Genomic DNA, 22,456 nt, shown 5'->3' with positions numbered 1-22,456 from the left:
GTGGGCACGCGGACAGATTGTTCAGCAGGCTCCTAGGCTGCACCCATGAGGGTGCTGGTGGTGTCGGACACGCACGCGCCGCGTCGGTGGAAGGGCCTCCCGGAGGCGTTGTTGCCGGCGCTGGCGTCCACCGACGTGATCCTGCACGCCGGCGACGTGTGTGAGCCGTCGGTGTTGGACGCCCTGGCCGCCCACGCGCCCGTCCACGTCGTGGCGGGCAACAACGACGGCCCGGACGTGGTCGCCTGGGGCGCACCGGAGCGGTTCGAGGTGGTCTGGGAGGGCGTCCGGCTCGCCATGGTGCACGACGCGGGCGCCAAGACGGGCCGCGGCCGCAGGATGCGCCGGTGGTTCCCCGACGCCGACGTGGTGGTCTTCGGCCACTCCCACATCCCGATGGACCTCGTCGAGGACGGCGTCCACCTGTTCAACCCCGGCTCGGTCACCGACCCCCGCCGCGAACGCATCGGCAGCTACGGCTGGCTGGAACTCGCGAACGGTGCCGTCACGCGGCACGAGATCGTGCGCGTGCGCTGACGTCTAGGAGGAGGGCGCCTGCAGCCGCTCGCCGCCGGGGCGGTCGGGCGTGCCGGCCCCTCCGGGTGAGGCATGGTCCTGGGCAGCCTGTTCGGCAGCATCGGCCTCGGCCTCCGCCTCCTCGGCGAGCCAGGTGGGCGACGCGTCGCCCAACCGCGGGGGGTTCTTGATCTCGGCCTGATCCCCCATCAGCTTCTTGGGTGAGTCCGTCAGCGCGCTGCCACCCTCGGCCAGCATCGGGAAGGGGTCGAGGTCGTTGAGGTAGAGCACGATGCTCTTGATGGTGGCGATCACCGGCACCATGAACAGCGCGCCGACGAGCCCGAAGATGTAGGTGGCCCCGGCCACCGAGAGCAGGATGAGCAGCGGGTGCACGTTGACCGCCTTGCCCATGAGCAGGGGGGCCAGGACGTTGCTCTCGATCTGCTGCACCGCCACGCAGATGGCCAAGATGACGAGGGCGGCGGTGATCCCCTTGAAGGCGAGGGCGATGAGCACGGCGATCGCACCCGACACGATGGCACCGACGAAGGGGATGAAGCACAGCACGAACGTGATCACCATGATGGGCACGACGAACGGCAACCCCATGAAGAAGGCACCGGCGCCGATGCCGATGGCGTCCACGGCGGCCACGATCACCTGCGTGCGGCAATAGGTGCTCAGCGTGACCCAGCCCCGGCGACCGGCCTCCCACAGCCGGCGGCGATGGTCCTTGGGGAGCAGGGTGAGCAGGCCGGACGCGATGCGGTCACCCTGGGCCAGGAAGAAGAAGGTGGCGACCAGGGCCAGGATGCCCGCGATGACGACCTGCGCAGCGGTCACGCCGTAGCCGAGCGCGCCCTGGGCCAGGCTGGCCTGGTTGTCGGTGAGCCACTGTTGCGCCTGGTTGATGGCCTCGTTGAGCTGCTCCCGGCCGATGGGCAGCGTGGACACCACCCACCCGCGCAGGTCCTCCAGCTGACCCTGGAACACGCCCACGATGTCATCCATCCCGGCGGCCAACTGTGCCCCCGACACCCAGAGCAGGGCCGCCACGGCCCCGATGGCCACGAGCACCGTCAGCGCGGCGGCGAGCGACCGCGGGAGGCGCAGGCGGTGGTTGAACAGCACCTGCAGGGGCATGAGCAGGCCGGCGAACAGGATCGACAGCGCCGTCGGCACGAGGATCGAACTCAGCAGCGAGCCCGCCTCCGCGACCATCCGGACAGCCCAGCCGATGAGGACGATGAGCAGGCACACCACGAGGACGGCCCGGAGCCCGGGATGCTCGTCGAAGAAGGTTCGGTTGGGCTGGGGCCGCGCGGTGGATGACACGGCGCCATGCTGCCCGCCCTGTCGTCCCGGCGCAACACCCACACGGGTAGACCCGAATGCCGGGCGCCCCGGCCCCTCGAGCTCTCGGGCGCGCGCGGCGATCCCCCGGCACGGCGCGCGCCGTCGCTGCGCTCACCCGCTCTGGACGACCTTGCGCAATACCGGGGGCGTCGAGGTCGGCCTGGCGGTGACCACGGGCGGTGTGACCACGGGGGGCGTGACGGTCGGCGACGGCGTGGGCGTCGGGCTCGGGCTGGGCGTCGGGCTCGGGGTCGGCGTGATCTCCGAACCGGCCGCAAACCCACCGACGTCGTAGCCCTCCACCGCGGTGCGGGCCGTCCAGGTCTCCGGCCCGCCGGCGTAGCTGACGGTGGCCTGGTCGCTCCAGGGACCCTCTCCGGTGAACGTCATCCCCAGGCGGAGCCGGATGAACTGGTCGTCCTGCGTCGTCGTCACGGTGTAGGTGCCTGCGGTGCCCACGGCGGTCAGGTCGGCGTGGCGGGTGGTGTCGCAGCTGCCGTCCGCCGCCGACAGGCCGGGTGCCCCCCAGGTGTCGACGCAATCGAAGCCGCGGGCCCACAGGACACCGGTGATGGACTGCCCGGCCGAGGTCAACGTGTCGGTGAAGGCGACCTCGGTGCCCGCGGTGGGGATCACCGGGGACTGAATCACGACGACGCCGGTGCCGTCCCCGTTGTCGATCCCGTACTTGGCCGCGTCGACGGGCACGACGGGGCAGTCGGGCGGGCACGGCTCGGTGCCGATGTCGACGACCGGCCGCGTCTCGCCGTTGACGTCCACGACGACCGGCACCGTCTGGTCACGCTCGAGGCTGCTCGTCAGGCGCGCGGCCGTCCAACCGTGGGCCGAGACGCCGCTGTGGGTGGCCGCGTAGTCGGTGAGCGTGAACGTCATGGTCCGCGCCGGGCCGTCCACGGCCATCACCGCGACGGTGTCGGCCTGCGGCGTCGCCGACGAGGTGCCGTCCGCGTTCAGGTACAACGTGGTGGTCAGGATGTCGACGAACAGGTCGGGCAGGGTGATGACCGCCTCGCAGCCCTCGGCGAGCCCGTCGAGGTTCGACAGGGTGGCGGCGATCTCGAACTTGTCCCACGGGCGCGACGTGTCGATGTCGCGGGCCTCGTTGGTGACGGTGACGGCCACCCGGTCAGCGGGGATCGTGCAGTCTGCGGCCACCGCGCGCAGCGGCGCCGCGACCAGCAGGGCCGCCAGCAGCGCCAGCGCGAGGCACAGCGCCGCCCAGCGTTGGCGGAGGTGCGGCAGGGAAATGGCTGTGCTCATCTGATCTTCGTTCCGGGGTGCGCGGACCACCGTCGGCGGGGTCGCGAAAGTCACAGTAGCGGCTCCGGAGTCCGTCCGACAGGGAAATTTCACTCTTGACTGTGAGGAATTTGTCCGTGAGCGGCGAGAGGCGGCTCTCCGCCAGCAGGATACGGTGGTGCCTGAACTGCGCACGTAGAGAAGGAAGAAGGCCATGGCCCCCGACACCGCTCCCCACCCGGACGACCCCCGCAAGCCGGACAGTCCGACTGACATCAAGGCACCCAACTGGAAGTTCGTGCTCAAGAACGCCGTGCGCGAGTTCTCCGACGACCAGTTGCCGGACGCCGCCGCCGCGCTCACCTACTTCACCGTCTTGTCGATCTTCCCCGCGCTGATCGCGCTCGTGTCGATCCTGGGTCTCTTCGGCCAGAGCGGAGACACGCTCCGCACCCTGATCCAGGACCTGCGCGACCAGGGCGCACTGCCCAGCGGCGCGATGGACACGATCATGCCGGTCATCGACAACCTGCTCGACGCCCCGGCCCCCGGTCTCGGCCTCTTCCTCGGTCTGGCGATCGCCCTGTGGACGGCGTCGAACTACGTGAAGGCGTTCAGCCGCGCGATGAACCGCATCTACGAGGTGGGCGAGGGCCGCGGACCGATCAAGTTCAACCTCAGCATGTATGCCCTCACCGCCGGCATGCTGACGCTGCTGGCGTTGGCGATCGTGGGCGTGGCCGTCTCCGGCCCCCTCGCGCAGTCCCTCGGCAACATGATCGGCCTGGGCGACATCGCCCTGACCGTGTTCAACATCGCCCGCTGGCCCGTGATCGCCGCGATCGTGGTCGTCCTCGTCGCACTGCTCTACTGGGCGACGCCCAACGTCCGGCAACCGAAGCCCCACTGGTTCAGCCCCGGTGCGATCTTCGCCATCGTCGTGGCCGGCATCGCCTCGCTCGCGTTCGGGTTCTACGTGTCGAACTTCGGCTCCTACGACGAGACCTACGGCGCGCTGGCCGGCGTCATCATCTTCTTGTTCTGGATCAACATCATCAACATGGTGCTGCTCTTCGGCGCCGAGGTGGACGCCGAGCTCGAGCGCGGGCGCCAGCTCCAGGGCGGCATCGCGGCCGAGGAGGAGATCCAGCTGCCGCTGCGCGACGAGAAGGGCGTGATCAAGAAGAAGGAGAAGCAGGCCGAGGCCATCGAGGAGGCCCGCGAGGTGCGGTTGACCGCCGGCGAGTCCTCCGATCCGGATTCGGACGCCGACGATGCGGGCTCCGATTCCGGCACCGATTCCGATTCCGACTCCAGTTCCGACCCCCAGACCGGTTCCGAGAACGCCGGCCGTGGCGGACGCGGAGCGAGCGCCGCGTCCCCGGAGGAGGTCGCGGACTCCAAGAAGGTCCAGCAGGAGCAGGAGGCCGAGGAGGCCAAGCCGGTGAACCACTACCCCGACCTCTGATCGCCCGGGCGGGGGCGAGCCCCAGACGGGGTCGGCGTCCGGTGAATCGACGAATCGGCACCTGCGGCGTGCGGACCTGGCATACCTGACAGGATGGAATCGTGACCACGGAACCCAACCTGCGCCGGGCGACCAAACCCGGAGAGGCGGGGGGGCCTCGCCGGGAGCGGATCGGCCAGGTGTGGCGCATCCGGTCGCTGGAGGGCGCCCGTCAGGTGCTGCGCGCCCGCCATGCCACCACCCAGGCGGGCTTCACCGCGGAGGCGATCCCGAAGGGCGTCCTGCGACACCACCCGATCCTGATGTCCGACGGACCGCTCCACGACGAACAGCGGTCGAAGGTGGGCCGGTTCTTCGCCCCGAAGGTGGTGCAGGAGCGCCACCGGCCGACGATGGAGTCCTGCGCGGACGCCCGCGTGGCCGAGGCGGCGGCGTCCGACAGCGTCGATCTGGCCGAGCTCGCCCTGCACTACTCGGTGGAGGTCACCGCCGAGGTGGTGGGCCTCACGAACTCCCCGGTCCGGGCCATGGCCCGTCGGCTCGTCACGTTCTTCCGTCAGCCCCCGTTCGACATCACGCGACCCGACCTCGGCCGCACGAAGCGGCAGTGGATGCAGGCGGCGTTCAACGGCCTCGTGCCCATCGTCCGGTTCCACCTCGCCGACGTCCGCCCCGCCATCGCCGAACGTCGCCGGCAACCGCGGGCTGACGTCATCAGCCACTTGATCGAGGAGGGCTACACCGACACCGACATCTTGGTCGAGTGCGTCACGTACGGCACGGCCGGCATGGTCACCACCCGCGAGTTCATCTGCATGGCGGCCTGGCACCTGCTCACCCACGAGCCGTTGCGGCGCCGCTACCTGGTGGCCGACGAGGCGGAACGCCACGCAATTCTCAACGAGATCATCCGCCTGGAGCCGGTGGTGGGCCACCTCTATCGGCGCGCCACCGAGCCCATCGAGGTCAGCGATCGTGGCGAGACCACGCGCATTGAGCCCGGCGACCTCATCGACGTGTGCGTCCGCGACACCAACACCGATCCGGACGCCGTCGGGGCGTGCCCCTACGACCTGCGGCCGGGTCGCACCATGCCGCGCGGCGTGGACGCGTCAGGCCTCACCTTCGGCGACGGCGCCCACCGCTGCCCGGGCCAGCCGCTCGCGATCATGGAGTCCGATGTGCTGCTGACCCGCCTGCTGGCCCGCTCCCCCGAGATCGTCCGCGAGCCCGACCTCGGCTGGGACGACCTCATCGAGGGTTACACGCTGCGCGGCTTCCAGATCCGCCTCACCCGCTGAGGCCGGCCGGCACCGCGTTCACTCGCACACGTACAGGCCGGAGACGGGGGCGTCCGTCGCGGCCTCGCAGTGCTCGGTCACCCATGTGGTCAGCTCCGCGTCGCCGGACCGGTCACGCCCCTGACCACCACCGCCCCCGAGCAGCACATGGTGGAGTTCGCCGGCCGACACCATCGCGGCCAGCTGCTCGGCGGTGACATTGGGGATGGATCCGGTGAACCCACCGATGGGCAGAACCGCACCCCCGGCCAGGACGTACTCCCCGCCGCCCTGCGACCCGACCACGGCCAGCTCGAAGCGCGTGCCCGGGTTGTGGGCGCGGATCCAGGCCAAGGTCTCCGCGGCCTGCCCCTCACCGACCCCGGGTTGCCCACCAGCTCCCCTGGTTGCGCCACCGGGACCCGAGAAGCCCTGACCGGCGGGGACACCCGGTTGTCCGCTGGCAGGCAGGTCGTCCGGCCTGCCGTTGCCAGGAGCGGTCGGGGCGGCGCCCGGGTCGCCGGATGAGGCGGCACCTGGCGCGGTGGCACCCGGCGCACCGGGGGGAACTGCGCCCGTCGTCCCACCCTGAGCACCACCGGGCGGGCGGCCACCCCCAGCGCCGCCACCGCGGGGCATTCCGCCCCCGCCGCCCATGGACTGCACCGGGCCGGCGGCTGGCCCGATGTTCGAGCCGCTGTACCCCAGCTGGGTGGTCGAGGCAGCCCAGGCGGCGGGGGTGATCAGCAGCGATGCGGCGAGCGCACCGGCGGCCGCAGGGGCCACGGCCCGTGGCGGCGTCCGGAGGAAGCGCTGCGCCAACAGCGCCGCCAACCCCACCACCCCGAGCACCACCACGGTGGGCACCAGCCACGACAGGAAATCCGGGTAGCGGGTCTGGAGCCAGACCGTCCAGGCGAGCGAGGCGGCCACCCCCGCCGGGAGCAGCCAACCACTGGCGTGGCCCGCCCGCCACGCCCGCCACGACAACACGACGCCCGCGACGGCGAGCGCGGCCACGGCGGGGGCGAGTGCCTCGACGTAGAAGGAGTGGGCGACGCGTCCGAGCGAGAACGCGAGGGCGTGCGTCACGAGCCACACCCCCCACATCACCACGCCGGCCCGGACGGGGTCGGTGCGCGGTCGGCTACGCAACCACCAGAGCCCGCCCGCGAATCCGAGGAGGGCCAGCGGATACAGCCACCCGACCTGGGTGGCCACGTCGGAGGTGAACAGGTAGCTCCAACCCCCCGTGCCGCCGGGCGTGCCGCCCCCCTCCGTGTAGCGGGAGAACAGGTTGTAGCCGAAGACCATCGCCCACGCCGAGTTGGACGCTGAACCGTCGATCCAGGGGCGTCGATCGGCCGGAACCACCGAGGCGACCACCAGCCACCACAGCGACACGACGGCCGTCACGACCCCCGCCACGAGGACGTGACCGGTCCGGCGACGCTTCGTGCCGGGCGCGAACAGCCAGTAGGCCACAGCCAGCGCCGGCAGCACCCCCCAGGCCTGGACCATCTTCACGTTGAACGCCGCGACCACGAGCGCACCACACAGCACCAGCCAGCCGAGGCGTCCGGACTGCACGGCGCGCGTCCACGCCCACGCCGCGCAGATCAGCAGGAACATGAGCCAGGTGTCGACGATCTGGCTGTGTGCGAGGGCCGCCACCACCGGAGTCGTCGCCAGGACGGTGGCCGCCGCCAGTGCGGCGCGCGGGCCGAGCCACCGCCGTACGGTGGCGAACAGGACGCCGACGGCGGCCACGGCGGCCACCACCTGTGGCAGCAGCACCGACCAGGTGGAGTAGCCGAAGACGCGTGCCGACAGGGCCTGGAGCTGGAAGGCGCCCGGCAGCTTGTCGAGGGTCAGCATGGCCTGCGTGTCCTGGGCGCCCCAGAACCAAGCCTCCCAGCTGTGGGCCATGGCGTAGACGGCCGGGCCGTAGTAGTTGTGCACCAGACCGAGCGGGATGCCTGCGGCGTACCCGACGCCGGCGAGAACCATCAGGGAGGCCAGAGCGACCCAGATCCACCGGGGTGTTCGCACAACGGACGTGTCACGGAGCGAAGGAGCCGCGGACGCGGCGGGTGAGGCGGTCACGCCGACAGGTTCCGGCCCTCCCCTGTGTCAACGCTGTGCCCGGGCTGTCGTGGTGCTGCGGACGCAGGCGGCCAGCGCGGACCCGTGTTTTCTACCGGTCGGGGCCAGACGACCCCGAGGCGATGATGGCGCGCAGCGCGGCCACGTGCCGGCGGTAGGCGCCGCGTCCGGACGCCGTGAGCGACACCCAGGTGCGCGGGCGCCCCACCGCCTGTCGCCGCTTGGCGAGCGTGACGTACCCGGCGTCCGCGAGCACCCGCAACTGTTTGGAGAGCAGCGAGGTGGAGATGCCGAGCCCCTCCTCGAGCACGCCGAACTCCAGCGCGGTCACCGGCTCCAACGCGGCGCACAGGCGCAGCCTGGTGGGGGCGTGGATGAGTTCGTCGAACTCGGCGCTGTCGCTCACGTGCGGTCGTAGGGCCCGTAGTCGCCCCGAGTGAGACGACGCACCTCATACGCCTCCTGCAGCCGCAGGTAGGCGAAGACAGCGGGTGTCACGAGGGCGAACACCGCGACGTACCACCATGCCGATCGGCCCGGGTCGCGGAGCACTTGGCCGACCAGGACCATCGTGACGTAGGCGATGGTGAAGAAACCACCGTGCGCCAGGACGCCGCGGTCGTCCGTGAGCCGACCCGTCCGGCGTCGGCTGCGCAGCGCCAACACCCCGCAGAGGACGGACGCGACCACGGCCACCACCGCGCCGGGGACGGTCCAGCTGAAGAACCCCGTCCACGCGATGCCAATGAGGGCGGCGGCCAGCGCGTCCTGCCACGCCGGACGCCGCGAGGCCAGCACCGCGGCGCGACGGGCATCCTCGGTCAGGTCGAGCTGCTCGGACGCCTGTGAGCGGCTGGGTGGGGGTTCAGGCATGGAGCTCCTCCCGGTGCTCCCCGAAGGGAAGTTGGTTGCCAACCATTCAAGTGTGGCTCTCGCTTGAACGTACGTCAACCAACTCGCCGGCCCGCCCTCACCGCCGCCGGCCCGTCACCAGTCCCACAGCGTGCCGTCGGCCAAGCGGGCGACGGGCAGGTACTTGCGCTCGTAGGGGAACTTTCTGGCCGCCTCCTCGTCCACCTCCACGCCGAGCCCCGGGGCGTCGGAGAGCCAGACGCGGCCGCCCTCGAGCCGGTAACCGGGCCGGAACACCTCGTGCGTCATCGGCAGGTGAGCCATGTACTCCTGGATGCCGAAGTTCGGGATCGTGATGTCCAGCGCCAGCGCCGCGGCGAGGCTCACCGGGGAGAGGTCGGTCGCCCCGTGGGAGCCGGAGCGGACGTGGTAGAGCGCCGCGAGGTCGAAGATCCGCCGCAGGTGGGTGATCCCGCCGGCGTGCGACACCGACGTGCGCACGTAGTCGATGAGTTGTTCGGTGATGAGGGTCTGCACGTCCCAGATCGAGTTGAGCACCTCACCGACGGCGATCGGCGTCGACGTGCGCTGCCGAATCAGCCGGAAGCCCTCCTGGTTCTCCGCCGGGGTCGGGTCCTCCATCCAGAACAGCTTGAGCTCTTCCACGCTGCGCCCGAAGCGACCCGCCTCATTGGGCGTCATGCGGTGGTGGCAGTCGTGCAACAGGTCGAAGTCGAACCCGAAGCGCTCGCGCACGGCCGCCAGGTAGGCCGGCGCCTGGTCGAGGTAGGCCCGGGTGTCCCAGCCCGTCTCGGTGGGCAGGGAGCCGTCCGCCGGGTCGTACGTGCTACCGGCCGCGTGCGCCCCGTACGCCTGCGGGACGCCGACGAGCCCGGTCTGCGCCCGCACGGCGGTGAAACCGAGATCCAGGAACCGGCCGACGTCATCCACCATCTCGGCAAGGTCGCCGCCGGCGGCGTGGCCGTACACCAGGACGTTCTCGCGCGCCTTGCCGCCGAGCAGCTCGTACACCGGCAGGTTGGCCCGCTTGCCCTTGATGTCCCACAACGCCACGTCCACCGCAGCGATCGCCGTCATCGTGACCGGCCCCCGCCGCCAGTAGGCACCGCGGTAGAGGTACTGCCACGTGTCGCCGATGCGGGAGGCGTCGCGTCCGATGAGGCACGGCACGACGTGCTCGGTGAGGTAGGACGCGACCGCCAGCTCGCGGCCGTTGAGGGTCGCATCCCCCCAGCCGACGATCCCGTCGCTGGTGGTGATCTTCACCGTGACGAAGTTGCGCCCCGGCGAGCAGACGATGACGTCGCAGCGCGCGATCGTGTCCACGCCTACTCCTCCCCCCACAGCGACACGAGCACCTTGCCGGACGCCTGCGCGTCGCGCGCCACGGCGAACGCCCGCTCGGCGTCGTCCGCGTCGATGACGTGGGTGACGATCTGGCCCAGCTCCGGGCGCGAGGCGAGCAGCGCCACGGCCTCGTCCATCTCGTCGTTGAACCGGAACGTCGCGCGGTACTCGAGCTCCTTGCTCACCATCGGGCCCAGGTTCACCGCGATGGGCTCGTTGGGCAGGTTGCCCACCTGCACCACCACGCCCGCGCGACGGGCGGCCCCGATCGCGGAGCTGATCGCCGGCGCCACGCCGGAGCACTCGAACACCACGTCGTAGTGCGTCTGGGGCACGCCGCCCGCCGCTGCGGGGTACGTGGCCGCCGCGCCGAGCCCCGCAGCACGCTCCAGCGGACCGCCGAGCATGTCGGAGGCATCCACGGACGCCGCCCCGCGGGCCAGCGCGGCCGCCACGACGCACAGGCCGATGGGGCCACAGCCGATGACCAGCACGGACGCCCCGCTGAGGTCACCGGCCACGCCAGCCGCGTGCAGGGCCACCGACAGCGGCTCGGCCAGCGCGGCCGTCCGCAGGTCGAGGCCGTCGGGCAGCAGCCGCAGCATCGACGCGGGCACCGTCTTGTACTCCGCCATGCCACCCTGGGTGTGCGGCGTGGTGGAGGCGCTGCCGTAGTACGCCCCGCCCGGCCACAGGTGGGGCCGGTCCTCCAGCCCGGGCTGGGGCTCGCCGTGGGTGGCGGGTGCGATCGTGACCGGAGTGCCGGGCGCGAAGTCGCCCGACGGGTCGAGGTCGACGGTGGCCGACATCTCGTGCCCGGGGGTGAGGGGTTCGCGCAGCACGAACACCCCGGAGGCGCCGTGGAAGTAGTAGTGCAGGTCGGAGCCGCAGATGCCGCCGTAGGCCATGCGGACGCGCACCTCCCCCTCGGCCGGTTCGGGCATCGGCGCTTCCTCGACGCGGATGTCCTCCTTGCCGTGGATCTTCAGCACCTTCACGGGGTCCTCCTCACCACCGACGGTCGGACGCCCTCGCCCGCACCGGGGCGTCCTCCCATCGGGGGCCGGGACGCCGCGCGCCCCCAAGGGGGCACGGCCCCAGCGTGCCACACGGTGCGCCGCCCTCGGATCGGTTCAGGCACCTCCTGTCACAGTCGCACGACCCGGCACCAGGCGCGCACCGCTGGCAGGACGTCGCACGCCGCGCGTGCGGCGTCCACTAGGGTGAGCGCACTCCCGCAGCGTCGCGCGAGCCCACGCACGACGACCGAGAGGAGCCCCCGTGGCCGCTCACCTGCCCGGCATGGGCGCCATCAAGGCGTCCCGGGGCTTCGCCTTCCGCGTCTGGGCCCCCCACGCCGACGCCGTCAGCGTCTTCGGCGAATTCAATGACTGGGACGCCGAGGCCAATCCACTGAAGAGCGAGGGCAACGGGTACTGGTACGTGCGCGTGCCGAAGGCGAAGGCCGGCCACGAGTACAAGTTCTGGATCACGAACGGGGAGAACTCCTTCGCGCGCCGCGACCCGTACGCCCCGCAGGTGACGGATTCCGTGGGCAATGCCGTGATCTACGACCAGGCGGCCTTCGACTGGGAGGGCACGCAGGCCCACTGCCCGCCGCACCACGAGCTGGTGATCTACGAGCTCCACGTCGGCACGTTCAACCAGGGCCCGGACGCCGATGGCACGCTGCACGATGTGGTCGACCGGCTCGACCAGCTTCGCGACCTCGGCGTCAACGCCATCCAGCTCATGCCCGTCGCCGAGTTCGCCGGCGACATGTCGTGGGGTTACAACCCGGCCGACCCGTTCGCGGTGGAGAGCTCCTACGGCGGCCCGGACGCCCTGAAGACCCTCGTCCGGGCGGCCCACCAGCGCGGCCTCGCCGTCATCCTCGACGTCGTCTACAACCACTTCGGCCCCTCCGACCTCGATCTGTGGCAGTTCGACGGCTGGCAGGAGAACGGCCTGGGCGGGATCTACTTCTACAACGACTGGCGCTCCGCGACGCCCTGGGGAGACACCCGCCCTGACTACGGCCGCGAGGAGGTCCGCCGCTACATCCGCGACAACGCGCTCATGTGGTTGCGCGAGTACCACATGGACGGCCTGCGCCTGGACATGACGCCCTACATGCGCAGCGTGGACGGGACCGAGTTCAACCTGCCCGAGGGCTGGAGCCTGATGCGCTGGCTCTCCGAGACGATGCGCGAGGAGTTCCCCGGCCGCATCATCATCGCCGAGGACCTGCACGGCGACGCGTCCGTCACCTCGCTGGCCGAGGGGGGCGCCGGCTTCCACGCCCAGTGGGACAGCCAGTTCGTCCACCCGGTCCGCGAGGCCCTGGAGAAGACGAACGACGCGTGGCGCTCGCTGGCGGAGGTCTCGAGCGCGCTCACGCACAGCTACGGCGATCCCTTCGCCCGCGTCATCTACACCGAGAGTCACGACGAGGTCGCCAACGGCCGCTCGCGCGTGCCCGCGTCCGTCGACGAGGGTGACCAGTCCGGCTGGGCCGCCCAGAAGCGCTCGACGCTGGGGGCCGCGCTCATGCTGACCGCACCAGGCATCCCGATGCTGTTCCAGGGCCAGGAATTCCTCGAGGGCGGCTGGTTCCGCGACGACGTGCCGCTCGACTGGCGGCGGCGGGAGGACTTCGCGGGCATCGCCAACCTCTACGCCGACCTGATCACGCTACGGCTCAACCGATGGGGGTCCACCCGAGGCCTGACGGCGGGCAACATCGACGTGTTCCACGCCGACGAGGAAGCCAACCTGCTGGCCTACCACCGGTGGGCTGACGGCGGCCCGGGCGACTCCGTGGTCGTCGTCGCCAACCTCAGCGCCCAGGCGCTGGAACACCGGCGCATCGGGTTGCCGGCGGCGGGGAGGTGGACGCTGCGCTTCAACTCCGACGCCCCGTCCTACAGCGCGCTGTTCGGCACCCTGGCGAGCTTTGATCTGGACGCCGGAACCGACGGGGCCGACGGGCTGCCGTGCAGCGCCGAGGTGACGGTCGCGCCCTACAGCGTCCTGATCTACAGCCAGGACGCCTGAGCGGCCGCGGCCGTCGGCCCCGCGCAAGGCGACGTCAGGAGATCTGGACGGCGGCGTCGGCGCGGGGCAGCTCGACAAAGGTGCGCCCCGGCGCGACGCGCAGCGGCTCGCCGCTGTCGAGCGTGAACTGGAAGGGGGCGTCCACCCCCGCCTTGCTCCACTGCCCCGAGACCGCACGCCCACCGTGGGCGTAGTGGAACCGACCCGAGGCGTCCGTCACCTCGTGGATGGGCTCCGGCCCGCCCTCGCCCTCGGCGAGCTTGCCGCTGCCCTGCCCGGCCAGGATGACGAGAACGTTGTCGGTCGTGACGCGGGAGCCGTCGGCCAGCACGTGCGGCCCCCACGGCATGCTTCGCTCGTACCTCCCGGACGCCGCATCGAACACGTAGCCCATCGCGTACTCGCTGCCCGACTTCCACGGCACGATCACCGTGGTCGCCGCGAAGCCGGCGTCGGTGCTCGGGGTCTGCTCCCCCGTGGCGTAGGGCAGGTAGGGGGCGGGCGGGCCGTCGGCGAACCAGCCCGTGACCTCGGCGAGCAGCGCCGGGTGGCACCGCACCGCCCGGTCGTAGTACTTCTTGCCGCTGAGGGTGCGGATGCGCGACGGGTCAATGGAATAGGCCCCCGTGCCGCGCGTGGCGAGGTAGGTGTGGCCGGTGTCGAGAATGTCGCTGCGCTGCGCCAGGTAGGACGCGACCCAGCCCGCGGCACCCGTGCTGCCGACGACGGCGCGCAGTGGCCCGAGCAGCGCAAGGTCGGAGGGCCGCAGCGAGCGGACGGGGCCGGCGGCGTCCGGGAAGCGGGAGTGGAACACCGGCACGAGGCGGGTGGCGCTCTCGCCGTGGGCGTCGGGGTAGCCGTCGAGTTGGACGAACACCAGGTCGGCGTCGTTCAGGCCCAGCTGGGGGTGTTCGACGCGGGTGTCGGGCACCTTCACCGCCACCGCCGCGTGTTGAACCAGCGCCGGGTCGTCCACCAACTGGCCGGTCAGCGGCCAGCGCGGCCGTGCGTCGGGTTCGGGGGTGGGTGTGACGGACGGGGCGGGTGCGGTGGGCGTGGCGGTCGGCGTCGGACTCGGCGCGGCGGCCGGGGCGGAGCACCCGACCGCCGCCGTGCCGACGAACGCCGCCAGGATCGCGCGACGCGAGAAGGGGGTCATGGCCGGCACAGTAGCGTCGCCGCGCCTGGGTGGGGTGGCACGCCGTGCCACCCATGGGGAAATCTGCCCGGACTCTCGACCGGGGGTCGATGCCGGCCCCCCGTCGGATTGTCGGAGCCGCCCCCTAGGGTGCAGCCATGCCCTCGTTCCGGCTCGAACTGGAGATCCTCGACGTGCGGCCGGGGCACGCCCCGCCCGAGGTGCTCGCCACCCTGCTCGGGCAGCTGCGCGCCTCCGGTCACCACCTCGACGGGCACGACCTCGACGTCGTGGCCGGGACGCCGCGCCTCTACGTCCGGTTCGTCGTGCCCGACAGCAACGACGCCGAGGAGGACGCGGAAGCGTTCATCGCCGCCGACACCGCGCGCAAGGCCGTGGACGCCGTCGCCGTGCCCGGCCGGTTGTGGGTGCTGCGTCGCAGCAAGGGTGCCTGGTTGCCCGCCCGCTGCCACCACCCCTCCCCGCTGGGCGACCACGTGCGCTACGACGACGGCTGACCCACCGGCCGGCAGGCACCCCGGCCGGCCCCCGGAGCCCGGCAGGGCCGCGGGGGCCCGGCCTGTCGGCCGGACCCCCGCGGGGTGGTGCTGTTCAGGTACTGGTCAGGTACTGGTCAGGTACTGGTCAGGTACTGGTCAGGTACTGGTCAGGTACTGGTCAGTCGCGGTGCTCGGTGTTCGACTCCCCCGGCCAGGTCTGGTCGGGTGCGGCGTCCTCCGGAGCGGTGGGCGGCACGTCGGTGTCGAGGAAGGTGGTGTCGGTGGTCGTCTCCTCGACGAACTCGGGCGCCACGACGGTGTCGGCGTCCACACCCTCGTTGACATCGAAGGCCCCGTCGGGGCGGGCGGCGCGGGACTCCTTCACCTGCTGGGAGAAGTCGGAGACGGCGCTGCGACCCCGCTCAGCCATGTCGTGGTACTGCCGGGTCACCTCGTCGAGGAAGACCTTGAACTGGTCCGGCATGCCGTCCACGAACTGCTTGAAGTTGGGGTCGATGCCCTCCGGGGTCTTCTCGGCGAGCTGGCGACGCTGCGTGTCGAAGAACTCGCGCGCCTTCGCGGCGATGAGGTCGGCCACGCCCGCGGCCGCGAAGGCCGTCTCGGACGCGAACTTCACCGCGGCCTCGCCCACCTTCTCGGGCGTCAGCTTCTCGCCGTCACCGAAACCGGTGGTCGGCTGCGTGCGGTCGGCGGTCACGTCCTCGACGAACTCGCCACGGGTCTGGTCGTTGTGCTGGTCGGACATGTTCACTCCTCGTGCTGGGCCGGGCTTGCCGGCTCGTGGGGTTGATTCGGCTCGGGTGACTGGTCGGCCAGGCCGGTGAAGGCCCGGTAGACCCCGATGAGCGCCTGCTGTTGCGCCGGGGACAGCTTCGGATCGGTGGAGATGACGCGTTCTGTCGCGGTGGGTCGGTCGTCGACCCCCTCGAGCAGACCGGCCCGGATGTACAGCGATTCGGCCGACACCGACAAGGCGGTGGCGATCTGGTTCAGTACCTCCGCGGACGGCTTGCGCAGCCCCCGTTCGATCTGGCTGACATAGGGATTGGAGATCCCGGCGCGATCGGCGAGTTGACGAAGCGACATCTCGGCGGCGCGCCGCTGGCTTGCGATGAAGTCCCCGAGCGCAGTGCGCTCGTGGTGATGGACCTCCTCGCCTGCCATGACCCCATCCTGCTAGCTGGAGTTAGCGCCGGCAACCCCCTGTCACCCCGTTCGTGACCCTGAGACAGCCCCGATGAGCCGGTCGGGGGCGGGTGATGGCGCTTGCCGGCCCGCATCCCGGCAAGCGCCTTGCTTGCCGGCCGCACGTAGGCTCGGGGCATGTTCGGAAAGCCTCGCCTCGTGGATCCTCGCCTCGCCCTCCCCGGTCGCGACACCCCCGTCCTGCCGCCCGGCGTCGTCCACGACGTCTTCGGCACCGACGTGCTCGCCACCCCCGGCGGCTCGCAGGTCGCGTACTTCGCCCTGGGCTGTTTCTGGGGCGAGGAGAAGCTGTTCTGGCAGATCCCCGGGGTGACCAACACCGCGGTGGGTTACATGGGCGGGTTCACGCCGAACCCCACCTACCAAGAGGTGTGTTCGGGCCGCACCGGCCACGCCGAGACTGTCCGCGTCTGCTTCGACCCGGCGCAGGTCGGCTACGACGACCTGCTCACGCACTTCTTCGAGGCCCACGACCCCACCCAGGGCATGCGGCAGGGCAACGACGTGGGCACGCAGTACCGCTCGGCCCTCTTCACGGTCGGCTCCGAGCAGGCGGACGCCGCCGCCGCGGCCCGCGACCGGGCGCAGGAGGCCTACGCGTCTGCCGGCTACGGCGCGATCACCACCGAGATCACCCCGGCGGCCGGGGGCACCGGCGGTGGCGGTGCCGACGCGGACGGTGTGACCTTCTACCCCGCTGAGGCGTACCACCAGCAGTACTTGGTCAAGAACCCGGGCGGCTACTGCCCGATCCACGCGACCGGGGTGGCCTGCCGGGCCTGAGCGCCCACGAGCCCCGCGTTTCCCCCGCGGTGGTGCGAACGGTTCAGCGGCTCTTCGTGTCGGCCAGGACGAAGGCGAAGCCGGGCTTGCGGCGCGTCCGGGCGGCCAGCACCTCGCTGATGGTCTCCCACGCGGCCGGATGGGCGTCCGCGAAGGCCCCACCGCGGGCCCAGACGAGCACGGTGGGCTCGGTCAGGTCGCGCAGGCTGTCCTCCAACGCATCCAGGTTGGCGCCGAAGGAGTCGCCGAACCGGAGCGAACGGCCCACCTCGACCAGCGCGGCACGGCGCGCCCGCTTGCCCTCCTCGTCGGTGTCGACGTGGACGACCCGGGCCGTCCAGCCCGCCAGCCGCCAGTCGCCGGCGACCGATTCGGCCGATGCGGTCGTGACGTACATGCCGGGCGCGAAGGTCGCGTTCATCGGCGGATCCTCTCGAAGCTGTCGTAGTGGTCTGCGGTCCAGTAGTACTCCCCGCCCGCGCCGACGACGATGCGGCGGGCGCCGCGGTCGTCCGCACCGGGGGTCTCGACCGTGAACTCGCGATAGTAGCCCTCCGGCTGGGCGGGCAGCAGGCCCTCGCGGTTGGAGAACGTCTCGCCGTCGGCGCGGTAGGGGTACGGCGGGCCGGCCGCGATGATGTCCACCGTGTCGGACGCCTCGGGCGGCAGCGCGGCGAGCTCCACCCAGGCCAGGCCCGAGACGGGGTCGGCGCGCACTGATGCGTCCGCGGTTGCGGCCGCCGGCGTGGCGGCCTGCTGCGGCCCGGCGCTCAGCGCGCCGCCGAGGCCGGCGAGGCCGAACGCCAGGCCCGCCACGAGCAGCACGATGACGACCCACGTGGCCGCCACGCGCGGCTTCACCGGACGTCGCGCGCGAGCAGATTGAGCAGATAGTCCCCGTAGCCGGACTTCACGAGCCGCTCCGCGCGCTCCCGAAGTTCGTCATCGCTGAGGAAGCCCTGACGCCACGCCACCTCTTCGGGGCAGCCCACCTGGAGCCCCTGACGCGCCTGCACCGTCCGCACGAAGTTGTTGGCATCGTTGAGGGACTCGAACGTGCCCGTGTCGAGCCAGGCGGTGCCGCGGGTCAACACCTCGACCTGCAGGTCGCCCCGCTCGAGGTAGACCCGGTTGACGTCGGTGATCTCGTACTCACCGCGCGCGGAGGGCTGCAGGTTGGCGGCGATGTCGACGACGTCGGCGTCGTAGAAGTACAGGCCCGGCACGGCGTAGTTCGACTTCGGAGCGACGGGCTTCTCCTCCAGCGAGACGGCCCGGAAGTCCTCGTCGAACTCCACGACGCCGTAGTCGCTGGGGTTCGCCACCCAGTAGGCGAACACCGCGGCACCGTCGATGTCGCCGTACTTGCGCAGCTGCCGGCCGAGACCGGGGCCGTAGAAGATGTTGTCGCCGAGCACCAGCGCGCACTTCTCGCCGCGGGCGAAGTCGGCACCGATCGTGAAGGCCTGGGCCAGGCCCTTGGGCTCCGGCTGGGTGGCGTACGTGATGGAGATGCCGAACTGCGAGCCGTCCCCGAGGAGGCGTGCGAAGGCGTCCGCGTCGTGCGGGGTGGTGATCACCAGCACGTCGGCGATGCCGGCGAACATCAGTGTGGAGAGCGGGTAATACACCATCGGCTTGTCGTACACCGGGACGAGCTGCTTGCTGGTCGCCTGGGTGATCGGGTGGAGCCGAGTGCCGGACCCCCCGGCGAGAATGATGCCGCGCATGGCTCCATCATGGTGCTTTTCACCGCCGGGCGCGAGGCGACGCGACGCCGATTCCGGCCTGCGGCGCGCGCACAGTCGGCGAACGGCGGCGCCCCCGCGAGTGAGCCGATAAACTCGGCTGCCGTGTCCCACTACCTCGTGACCGGCGGCGCCGGCTTCATCGGCAGCAACTTCGTCCGCTCGGTCGTCGACGGCACCGACCACAAGGTGACGGTGCTCGACAAGCTCACGTACGCCGGACGCCGCGCCTCCCTGGACGATCTACCCGAGAACCGGGTCCGCCTGGTCGTCGGCGACATCACCGACGCCGAGTTGGTCGGCTCCCTCGTGGCCGACGCCGACGTGGTCGTCCACTTCGCCGCCGAGTCGCACAACGACAATTCCCTGAACGACCCGTCGCCGTTCATCGACACGAACCTCGTCGGCACGTTCACCCTGCTGGAGGCGTGCCGGCGCCACGGCGTCCGCTACCACCACATCTCCACCGACGAGGTGTACGGCGACCTGGAGCTCGACGACCCCGAGCGTTTCCACGAGACGACCCCGTACAACCCGTCCAGTCCCTACTCCTCCACGAAGGCCGGCTCCGACCTGCTGGTGCGGGCGTGGGTGCGGAGCTTCGGCGTCGAGGCCACGATCAGCAACTGCTCCAACAACTACGGGCCGCGCCAGCACGTGGAGAAGTTCATCCCCCGCCAGATCACGAACCTGATCGACGGCGTCCACCCCAAGCTGTACGGCGCGGGGCTCAATGTGCGCGACTGGATCCACGTCGACGACCACAACGCCGCCGTGCTGCGCATCATCGAGGCGGGCCGCATCGGCGAGACGTACCTGATCGGCGCCGACGGCGAGATGAACAACAAGGACGTCGTCGAGATGATCCTGCGCCTCATGGGCCACCCCGCCGACGCCTACGACCACGTGAACGACCGGCCGGGCCACGACCTGCGCTACGCGATCGACTCCACCAAGCTGCGTACCGAGCTGGGCTGGACGCCGACGTACACCGCGTTCGAGGCCGGGTTGGCCGCCACCATCGACTGGTACCGCGCGAACGAGGGGTGGTGGCGTCCGATGAAGGAGGCCACCGAGGCCAAGTACGCCCGCACCGGCCAGTAGTGCCCCCCTTCCCCGCCGCTCGACCCACGGAGACTTCCATGACCGACCTCGCCGTCCACACCACCGCCATCCCGGGGCTGCTGGTCGTCGACCTGCCCGTGCACGGGGACGCCCGCGGCTGGTTCAAGGAGAACTGGCAGCGGGCGAAGATGGTGGCCCTCGGGTTGCCCGACTTCGCGCCGGTGCAGAACAACATGTCCTACAACGCCGACGCCGGATCGACCCGCGGCCTGCACGCCGAGCCGTGGGACAAGCTGGTGGGCTTGGCCCACGGCCGGATCTTCGGCGCGTGGGTCGACCTGCGGGAGGGGCCGACGTTCGGCACCAGCTTCACCCTCGAGATGGGGCCCGAGCGGGCGGTGTTCGTGCCGCGCGGCGTCGCCAACGGCTACCAGGCCCTCGAGGCGGACACGGCGTACAGCTACCTCGTCAACGACCACTGGTCACCGGAGGCGCGGGCGTCCTACACCTACCTCAACCTGGCCGACGAGACCGCCGCCATCGCGTGGCCGATCCCGCTGGCCGAGGCCACGATCTCGGACGCCGACGCCCAGCACCCGCGGTTGGCCGACGTGGTGCCGATGCCACCGCGCACGACCGTGATCGTCGGCGCGCAGGGCCAGCTCGGGCGCGCGCTGCAGCAGGCCTTCCCGGACGCCGCGGCCCTGGACCGTGATGAGCTCGACCTCACCGACGCCGACGCGGTCGCCGCATACCCGTGGGGGGGCGTCGGCACCGTCATCAACGCGGCCGCCTACACCGCGGTCGACCAGGCCGAGAACCCGGAGGGACGCAGTGCGGCGTGGGCGCTCAACGTGGGCGCCCTGACGAACCTGGTCGCCGTGGCCCGCGAGCTCCGCATCACGCTGGTGCACGTGTCGAGCGACTACGTGTTCGACGGTGAGGCGGAGGAGCACGACGAGGACGAGCCGTTCAGCCCGCTCGGCGTGTACGGCGTCACAAAGGCCGCCGGCGACGCGCTGGTGGCGACCCTGCCGGCCCACTACGTCGTCCGCACCTCCTGGGTGATCGGCGAGGGCAAGAACTTCGTGCGCACCATGGCGTCGCTGGCCGAGCGGGGTGTCGCGCCGGCGGTGGTCGACGACCAGTTCGGGCGGCTCACGTTCACCACCGACCTGGCCGACGGCATCGCGCACCTGCTGGCGTCCGGGGCGCCGTACGGCACCTACAACCTCACCAACGACGGCGCCGTCCGCAGCTGGTTCGAGATCGCCCAGCAGGTGTTCGAGCTGACGGGGCACGCGGCATCCGACGTGTCGCCGCAGACCACCGAGGCGTTCGCCGAGGGCAAGGTCGTCTCGCCACGGCCGCGCCACAGCGCGCTGGCGCTGGGCAAGATCAAGGCCACCGGGTTCGTCCCCCGCGACGCCGACGAGGCGCTCCGGGAGTATCTCCACCGCTGAGCCCGCACCTGCCCACCCTTCGGGGCGCCGATACGATCGGCGTCATGCCTGCGTTCGAGCCGTTCCGCGCCCACCGGTACGCCCCCGGCACCGACCTCACCCGGGTGATCGCCCCGCCGTACGACGTGCTGAGCGACGCCGACACCGACGCTCTCGCCGCCCGCAGCGAGCACAACATCGTCCACGTCGACGTGCCCCGCGGCGGTGACGACCGCTACGAGCGTGCCGCGGCGACGTTGCAGGGGTGGCTGGACGCCGGCGTCCTGGTCACCGACGACGAGCCGAGCTTCACGATGTACCGGATGGGGTTCACCGACGCGACCGGCGCATCGCGAGAGATCGTCGGCGTCCTCGGGGCGTTGGAGGTGGTGGACGCCGGCGCCGGCGGCGTCCTACCCCACGAGCGCACCACCCCCAAGGCCAAGACCGACCGCCTCGACCTCACCCGGGCCACCGATGCCAACCTCTCACCGGTGTGGGGCCTGTCGCTGGCCCGCGGGCTGACGGCGGCGCTGGCCGAGCCCGGCGAGCCGGTCGGCACGCTCGTCGTGGACGGCGTCACCCATCGCGTCGAGCGGGTCACCGACCCCGAGCGCATTGCCGCGATCGCCTCCATCGTCGGCGCCGACGACGTGCTGATCGCCGACGGCCACCACCGCTATGCCATCGCCCGCACGCACCGCGACGAGGTCCGGGCGGCGTCCGGCCGCACCGACACCACGGCCGAACGGACCCTCACCTTCGTCAACGAGCTCGTGGAGGAGCAGCTCAGCATCGAGGCGATCCACCGCGTCTACAGGGGCCTCAGCGCCGACGCGCTGCGCGACGCCCTCGCGGGCCGCTTCGACCTGACCCCCGCCCCCGATCCCACACCGGCCACGCTCTCCGAGATGGTCCGCACCGGACGCCTCGTCCTGCTCACGGCCCAGGGCGCCAGCTGGCTCACGCCCCGGCCTGGGGCGTTCGACGGCGTCCGCGCCCTCGACGGCGCCTGGCTGGAGCACGCGGTGGAGGGCACCGGCGCCGAGGTCGGCTATCAACACGGCTTGGCGGAGGTCACCGAGTTGGTCTCCTCGGGCGCGGTTGCGGGGGCGGTCCTCATCCGTCCCACCTCCCTGGTCGAGATCGAGCGCACCGCCCGCGAGGGGCTGCTGATGCCTCCCAAGTCGACGTTCTTCACCCCCAAATTGCGCACCGGTTTCGTGTTGCGCCCGCTGGGCGTCACGGACTGATCGGCTTCACCGGGCGAGAGGGCCGCCGATTTCG

22 protein-coding genes are annotated in these 22,456 nt (G+C 71.4%); 9 read left to right on the top strand and 13 right to left on the bottom strand.

Annotation, left to right across the window (positions count from 1 at the left end):
• The first annotated feature begins 45 nt into the window (after window positions 1–45).
• Entirely contained in the window at window positions 46–537 is a 492-nt protein-coding gene (locus tag IFY26_RS15350; RefSeq protein ID WP_232549879.1) for a metallophosphoesterase family protein, read from the top strand.
• 3 nt (window positions 538–540) lie between these two features.
• Here the strand turns inward: IFY26_RS15350 and IFY26_RS15345 are convergent, their stop codons facing one another.
• Both IFY26_RS15345 and IFY26_RS15340 read right to left on the bottom strand, forming a co-directional pair.
• Entirely contained in the window at window positions 541–1,854 is a 1,314-nt protein-coding gene (locus IFY26_RS15345) for an AI-2E family transporter (protein WP_232549878.1), read from the bottom strand.
• Window positions 1,855–1,986: 132 nt separating this feature from the next.
• Window positions 1,987–3,156 (bottom strand): hypothetical protein, encoded by a 1,170-nt coding sequence (locus IFY26_RS15340; protein WP_232549877.1) that lies wholly within the window; start codon window positions 3,154–3,156, stop codon window positions 1,987–1,989.
• Window positions 3,157–3,349: 193 nt separating this feature from the next.
• Between IFY26_RS15340 and IFY26_RS15335 the strand changes: the two genes are divergently transcribed.
• Both IFY26_RS15335 and IFY26_RS15330 read left to right on the top strand, forming a co-directional pair.
• Window positions 3,350–4,603 (top strand): YihY/virulence factor BrkB family protein, encoded by a 1,254-nt coding sequence (locus IFY26_RS15335; protein WP_232549876.1) that lies wholly within the window; start codon window positions 3,350–3,352, stop codon window positions 4,601–4,603.
• A 101-nt stretch (window positions 4,604–4,704) separates the two neighbouring features.
• Complete coding sequence (locus IFY26_RS15330) at window positions 4,705–5,904, top strand: cytochrome P450 (protein WP_232549875.1); 1,200 nt, start codon at window positions 4,705–4,707, stop codon at window positions 5,902–5,904.
• Window positions 5,905–5,922: 18 nt separating this feature from the next.
• Here the strand turns inward: IFY26_RS15330 and IFY26_RS15325 are convergent, their stop codons facing one another.
• From IFY26_RS15325 to IFY26_RS15305, 5 genes are all read right to left on the bottom strand, one after another.
• Entirely contained in the window at window positions 5,923–7,989 is a 2,067-nt protein-coding gene (locus tag IFY26_RS15325; protein WP_232549874.1) for an ArnT family glycosyltransferase, read from the bottom strand.
• 91 nt (window positions 7,990–8,080) lie between these two features.
• Window positions 8,081–8,395, bottom strand: a complete 315-nt coding sequence (locus IFY26_RS15320) for a transcriptional regulator (protein WP_232549873.1) — start codon at window positions 8,393–8,395, stop codon at window positions 8,081–8,083.
• On the bottom strand, window positions 8,392–8,862 hold the full coding sequence (locus IFY26_RS15315; RefSeq protein ID WP_232549872.1) for a hypothetical protein: 471 nt from the start codon (window positions 8,860–8,862) through the stop codon (window positions 8,392–8,394). Before IFY26_RS15315 ends, IFY26_RS15320 begins: the two co-directional genes overlap by 4 nt.
• A 114-nt stretch (window positions 8,863–8,976) precedes the next feature.
• Window positions 8,977–10,188 (bottom strand): D-mannonate dehydratase ManD, encoded by a 1,212-nt coding sequence (manD, locus tag IFY26_RS15310; protein WP_332836204.1) that lies wholly within the window; start codon window positions 10,186–10,188, stop codon window positions 8,977–8,979.
• A gap of 2 nt (window positions 10,189–10,190) precedes the next feature.
• Window positions 10,191–11,207 (bottom strand): L-idonate 5-dehydrogenase, encoded by a 1,017-nt coding sequence (locus IFY26_RS15305; protein ID WP_232549871.1) that lies wholly within the window; start codon window positions 11,205–11,207, stop codon window positions 10,191–10,193.
• A gap of 283 nt (window positions 11,208–11,490) precedes the next feature.
• On the opposite strand from IFY26_RS15305, the gene IFY26_RS15300 reads away from it, so the two are divergent.
• Window positions 11,491–13,266 (top strand): alpha-amylase family glycosyl hydrolase, encoded by a 1,776-nt coding sequence (locus IFY26_RS15300; protein WP_232549870.1) that lies wholly within the window; start codon window positions 11,491–11,493, stop codon window positions 13,264–13,266.
• 34 nt (window positions 13,267–13,300) lie between these two features.
• On the opposite strand, the gene IFY26_RS15295 is transcribed toward IFY26_RS15300, so the two are convergent.
• Complete coding sequence (locus tag IFY26_RS15295; protein WP_232549869.1) at window positions 13,301–14,425, bottom strand: DUF3048 domain-containing protein; 1,125 nt, start codon at window positions 14,423–14,425, stop codon at window positions 13,301–13,303.
• A gap of 137 nt (window positions 14,426–14,562) precedes the next feature.
• Here IFY26_RS15295 and IFY26_RS15290 point away from each other — a divergent pair, with 137 nt between their 5' ends.
• On the top strand, window positions 14,563–14,922 hold the full coding sequence (locus IFY26_RS15290) for a hypothetical protein (RefSeq protein ID WP_232549868.1): 360 nt from the start codon (window positions 14,563–14,565) through the stop codon (window positions 14,920–14,922).
• A gap of 160 nt (window positions 14,923–15,082) precedes the next feature.
• Here the strand turns inward: IFY26_RS15290 and IFY26_RS15285 are convergent, their stop codons facing one another.
• Together IFY26_RS15285 and IFY26_RS15280 are read right to left on the bottom strand one after the other, a co-directional pair.
• A complete protein-coding gene (locus tag IFY26_RS15285; protein WP_232549867.1) occupies window positions 15,083–15,670 on the bottom strand; it encodes a hypothetical protein in 588 nt (195 codons plus the stop codon).
• A gap of 2 nt (window positions 15,671–15,672) precedes the next feature.
• The gene (locus tag IFY26_RS15280) at window positions 15,673–16,089 is read right to left on the bottom strand and encodes a helix-turn-helix domain-containing protein (RefSeq protein ID WP_232549866.1); all 417 of its coding nucleotides are present in this window, start codon (window positions 16,087–16,089) and stop codon (window positions 15,673–15,675) included.
• 159 nt (window positions 16,090–16,248) lie between these two features.
• On the opposite strand from IFY26_RS15280, the gene msrA reads away from it, so the two are divergent.
• Window positions 16,249–16,914: a peptide-methionine (S)-S-oxide reductase MsrA gene (msrA, locus tag IFY26_RS15275; protein WP_232549865.1), complete on the top strand. Its 666-nt coding sequence runs from the start codon at window positions 16,249–16,251 to the stop codon at window positions 16,912–16,914.
• A 43-nt stretch (window positions 16,915–16,957) separates the two neighbouring features.
• Here the strand turns inward: msrA and IFY26_RS15270 are convergent, their stop codons facing one another.
• The 3 genes from IFY26_RS15270 to rfbA are packed head-to-tail and all read right to left on the bottom strand — an operon-like array spanning window position 16,958 to window position 18,644.
• Entirely contained in the window at window positions 16,958–17,335 is a 378-nt protein-coding gene (locus IFY26_RS15270; RefSeq protein ID WP_232549864.1) for a barstar family protein, read from the bottom strand.
• Window positions 17,332–17,763 carry a guanyl-specific ribonuclease gene (locus IFY26_RS15265; RefSeq protein ID WP_232549863.1) on the bottom strand — a complete coding sequence of 144 codons (432 nt, stop codon included), beginning with the start codon at window positions 17,761–17,763 and terminating at the stop codon, window positions 17,332–17,334. The genes IFY26_RS15270 and IFY26_RS15265 overlap by 4 nt, the downstream gene beginning before the upstream one ends.
• 8 nt (window positions 17,764–17,771) lie before the next feature.
• Window positions 17,772–18,644, bottom strand: a complete 873-nt coding sequence (gene rfbA / locus IFY26_RS15260; RefSeq protein WP_232549862.1) for a glucose-1-phosphate thymidylyltransferase RfbA — start codon at window positions 18,642–18,644, stop codon at window positions 17,772–17,774.
• Between the two features lie 123 nt (window positions 18,645–18,767).
• On the opposite strand from rfbA, the gene rfbB reads away from it, so the two are divergent.
• From rfbB to IFY26_RS15245, 3 genes are read left to right on the top strand one after another with little or no spacing between them, the layout of a single operon-like run.
• The gene (gene rfbB, locus IFY26_RS15255; protein ID WP_232549861.1) at window positions 18,768–19,766 is read left to right on the top strand and encodes a dTDP-glucose 4,6-dehydratase; all 999 of its coding nucleotides are present in this window, start codon (window positions 18,768–18,770) and stop codon (window positions 19,764–19,766) included.
• Window positions 19,767–19,804: 38 nt separating this feature from the next.
• The gene (locus IFY26_RS15250) at window positions 19,805–21,190 is read left to right on the top strand and encodes a sugar nucleotide-binding protein (RefSeq protein ID WP_232549860.1); all 1,386 of its coding nucleotides are present in this window, start codon (window positions 19,805–19,807) and stop codon (window positions 21,188–21,190) included.
• Between the two features lie 44 nt (window positions 21,191–21,234).
• Window positions 21,235–22,422 (top strand): DUF1015 family protein, encoded by a 1,188-nt coding sequence (locus IFY26_RS15245; RefSeq protein WP_232549859.1) that lies wholly within the window; start codon window positions 21,235–21,237, stop codon window positions 22,420–22,422.
• Window positions 22,423–22,456 lie beyond the last annotated feature (34 nt).

The organism is Propioniciclava soli (genome assembly GCF_014858005.1).
Lineage (GTDB): Bacteria > Actinomycetota > Actinomycetes > Propionibacteriales > Propionibacteriaceae > Propioniciclava > Propioniciclava soli.
This window is presented reverse-complemented; position numbering and strand designations above follow the sequence as displayed.

Coding starts and splice junctions, on each gene's coding strand:
- IFY26_RS15350 (WP_232549879.1), top strand. CDS start 46: ATGAGGGTGCTGGTGGTGTCGGACACGCACGCGCCGCGTCGGTGGAAG.
- IFY26_RS15340 (WP_232549877.1), bottom strand. CDS start 3,156: ATGAGCACAGCCATTTCCCTGCCGCACCTCCGCCAACGCTGGGCGGCG.
- IFY26_RS15335 (WP_232549876.1), top strand. CDS start 3,350: ATGGCCCCCGACACCGCTCCCCACCCGGACGACCCCCGCAAGCCGGAC.
- IFY26_RS15315 (WP_232549872.1), bottom strand. CDS start 8,862: ATGCCTGAACCCCCACCCAGCCGCTCACAGGCGTCCGAGCAGCTCGAC.
- IFY26_RS15295 (WP_232549869.1), bottom strand. CDS start 14,425: ATGACCCCCTTCTCGCGTCGCGCGATCCTGGCGGCGTTCGTCGGCACG.
- IFY26_RS15290 (WP_232549868.1), top strand. CDS start 14,563: ATGCCCTCGTTCCGGCTCGAACTGGAGATCCTCGACGTGCGGCCGGGG.
- IFY26_RS15285 (WP_232549867.1), bottom strand. CDS start 15,670: ATGTCCGACCAGCACAACGACCAGACCCGTGGCGAGTTCGTCGAGGAC.
- IFY26_RS15280 (WP_232549866.1), bottom strand. CDS start 16,089: ATGGCAGGCGAGGAGGTCCATCACCACGAGCGCACTGCGCTCGGGGAC.
- msrA (WP_232549865.1), top strand. CDS start 16,249: ATGTTCGGAAAGCCTCGCCTCGTGGATCCTCGCCTCGCCCTCCCCGGT.
- IFY26_RS15270 (WP_232549864.1), bottom strand. CDS start 17,335: ATGAACGCGACCTTCGCGCCCGGCATGTACGTCACGACCGCATCGGCC.
- rfbA (WP_232549862.1), bottom strand. CDS start 18,644: ATGCGCGGCATCATTCTCGCCGGGGGGTCCGGCACTCGGCTCCACCCG.
- IFY26_RS15250 (WP_232549860.1), top strand. CDS start 19,805: ATGACCGACCTCGCCGTCCACACCACCGCCATCCCGGGGCTGCTGGTC.
- IFY26_RS15245 (WP_232549859.1), top strand. CDS start 21,235: ATGCCTGCGTTCGAGCCGTTCCGCGCCCACCGGTACGCCCCCGGCACC.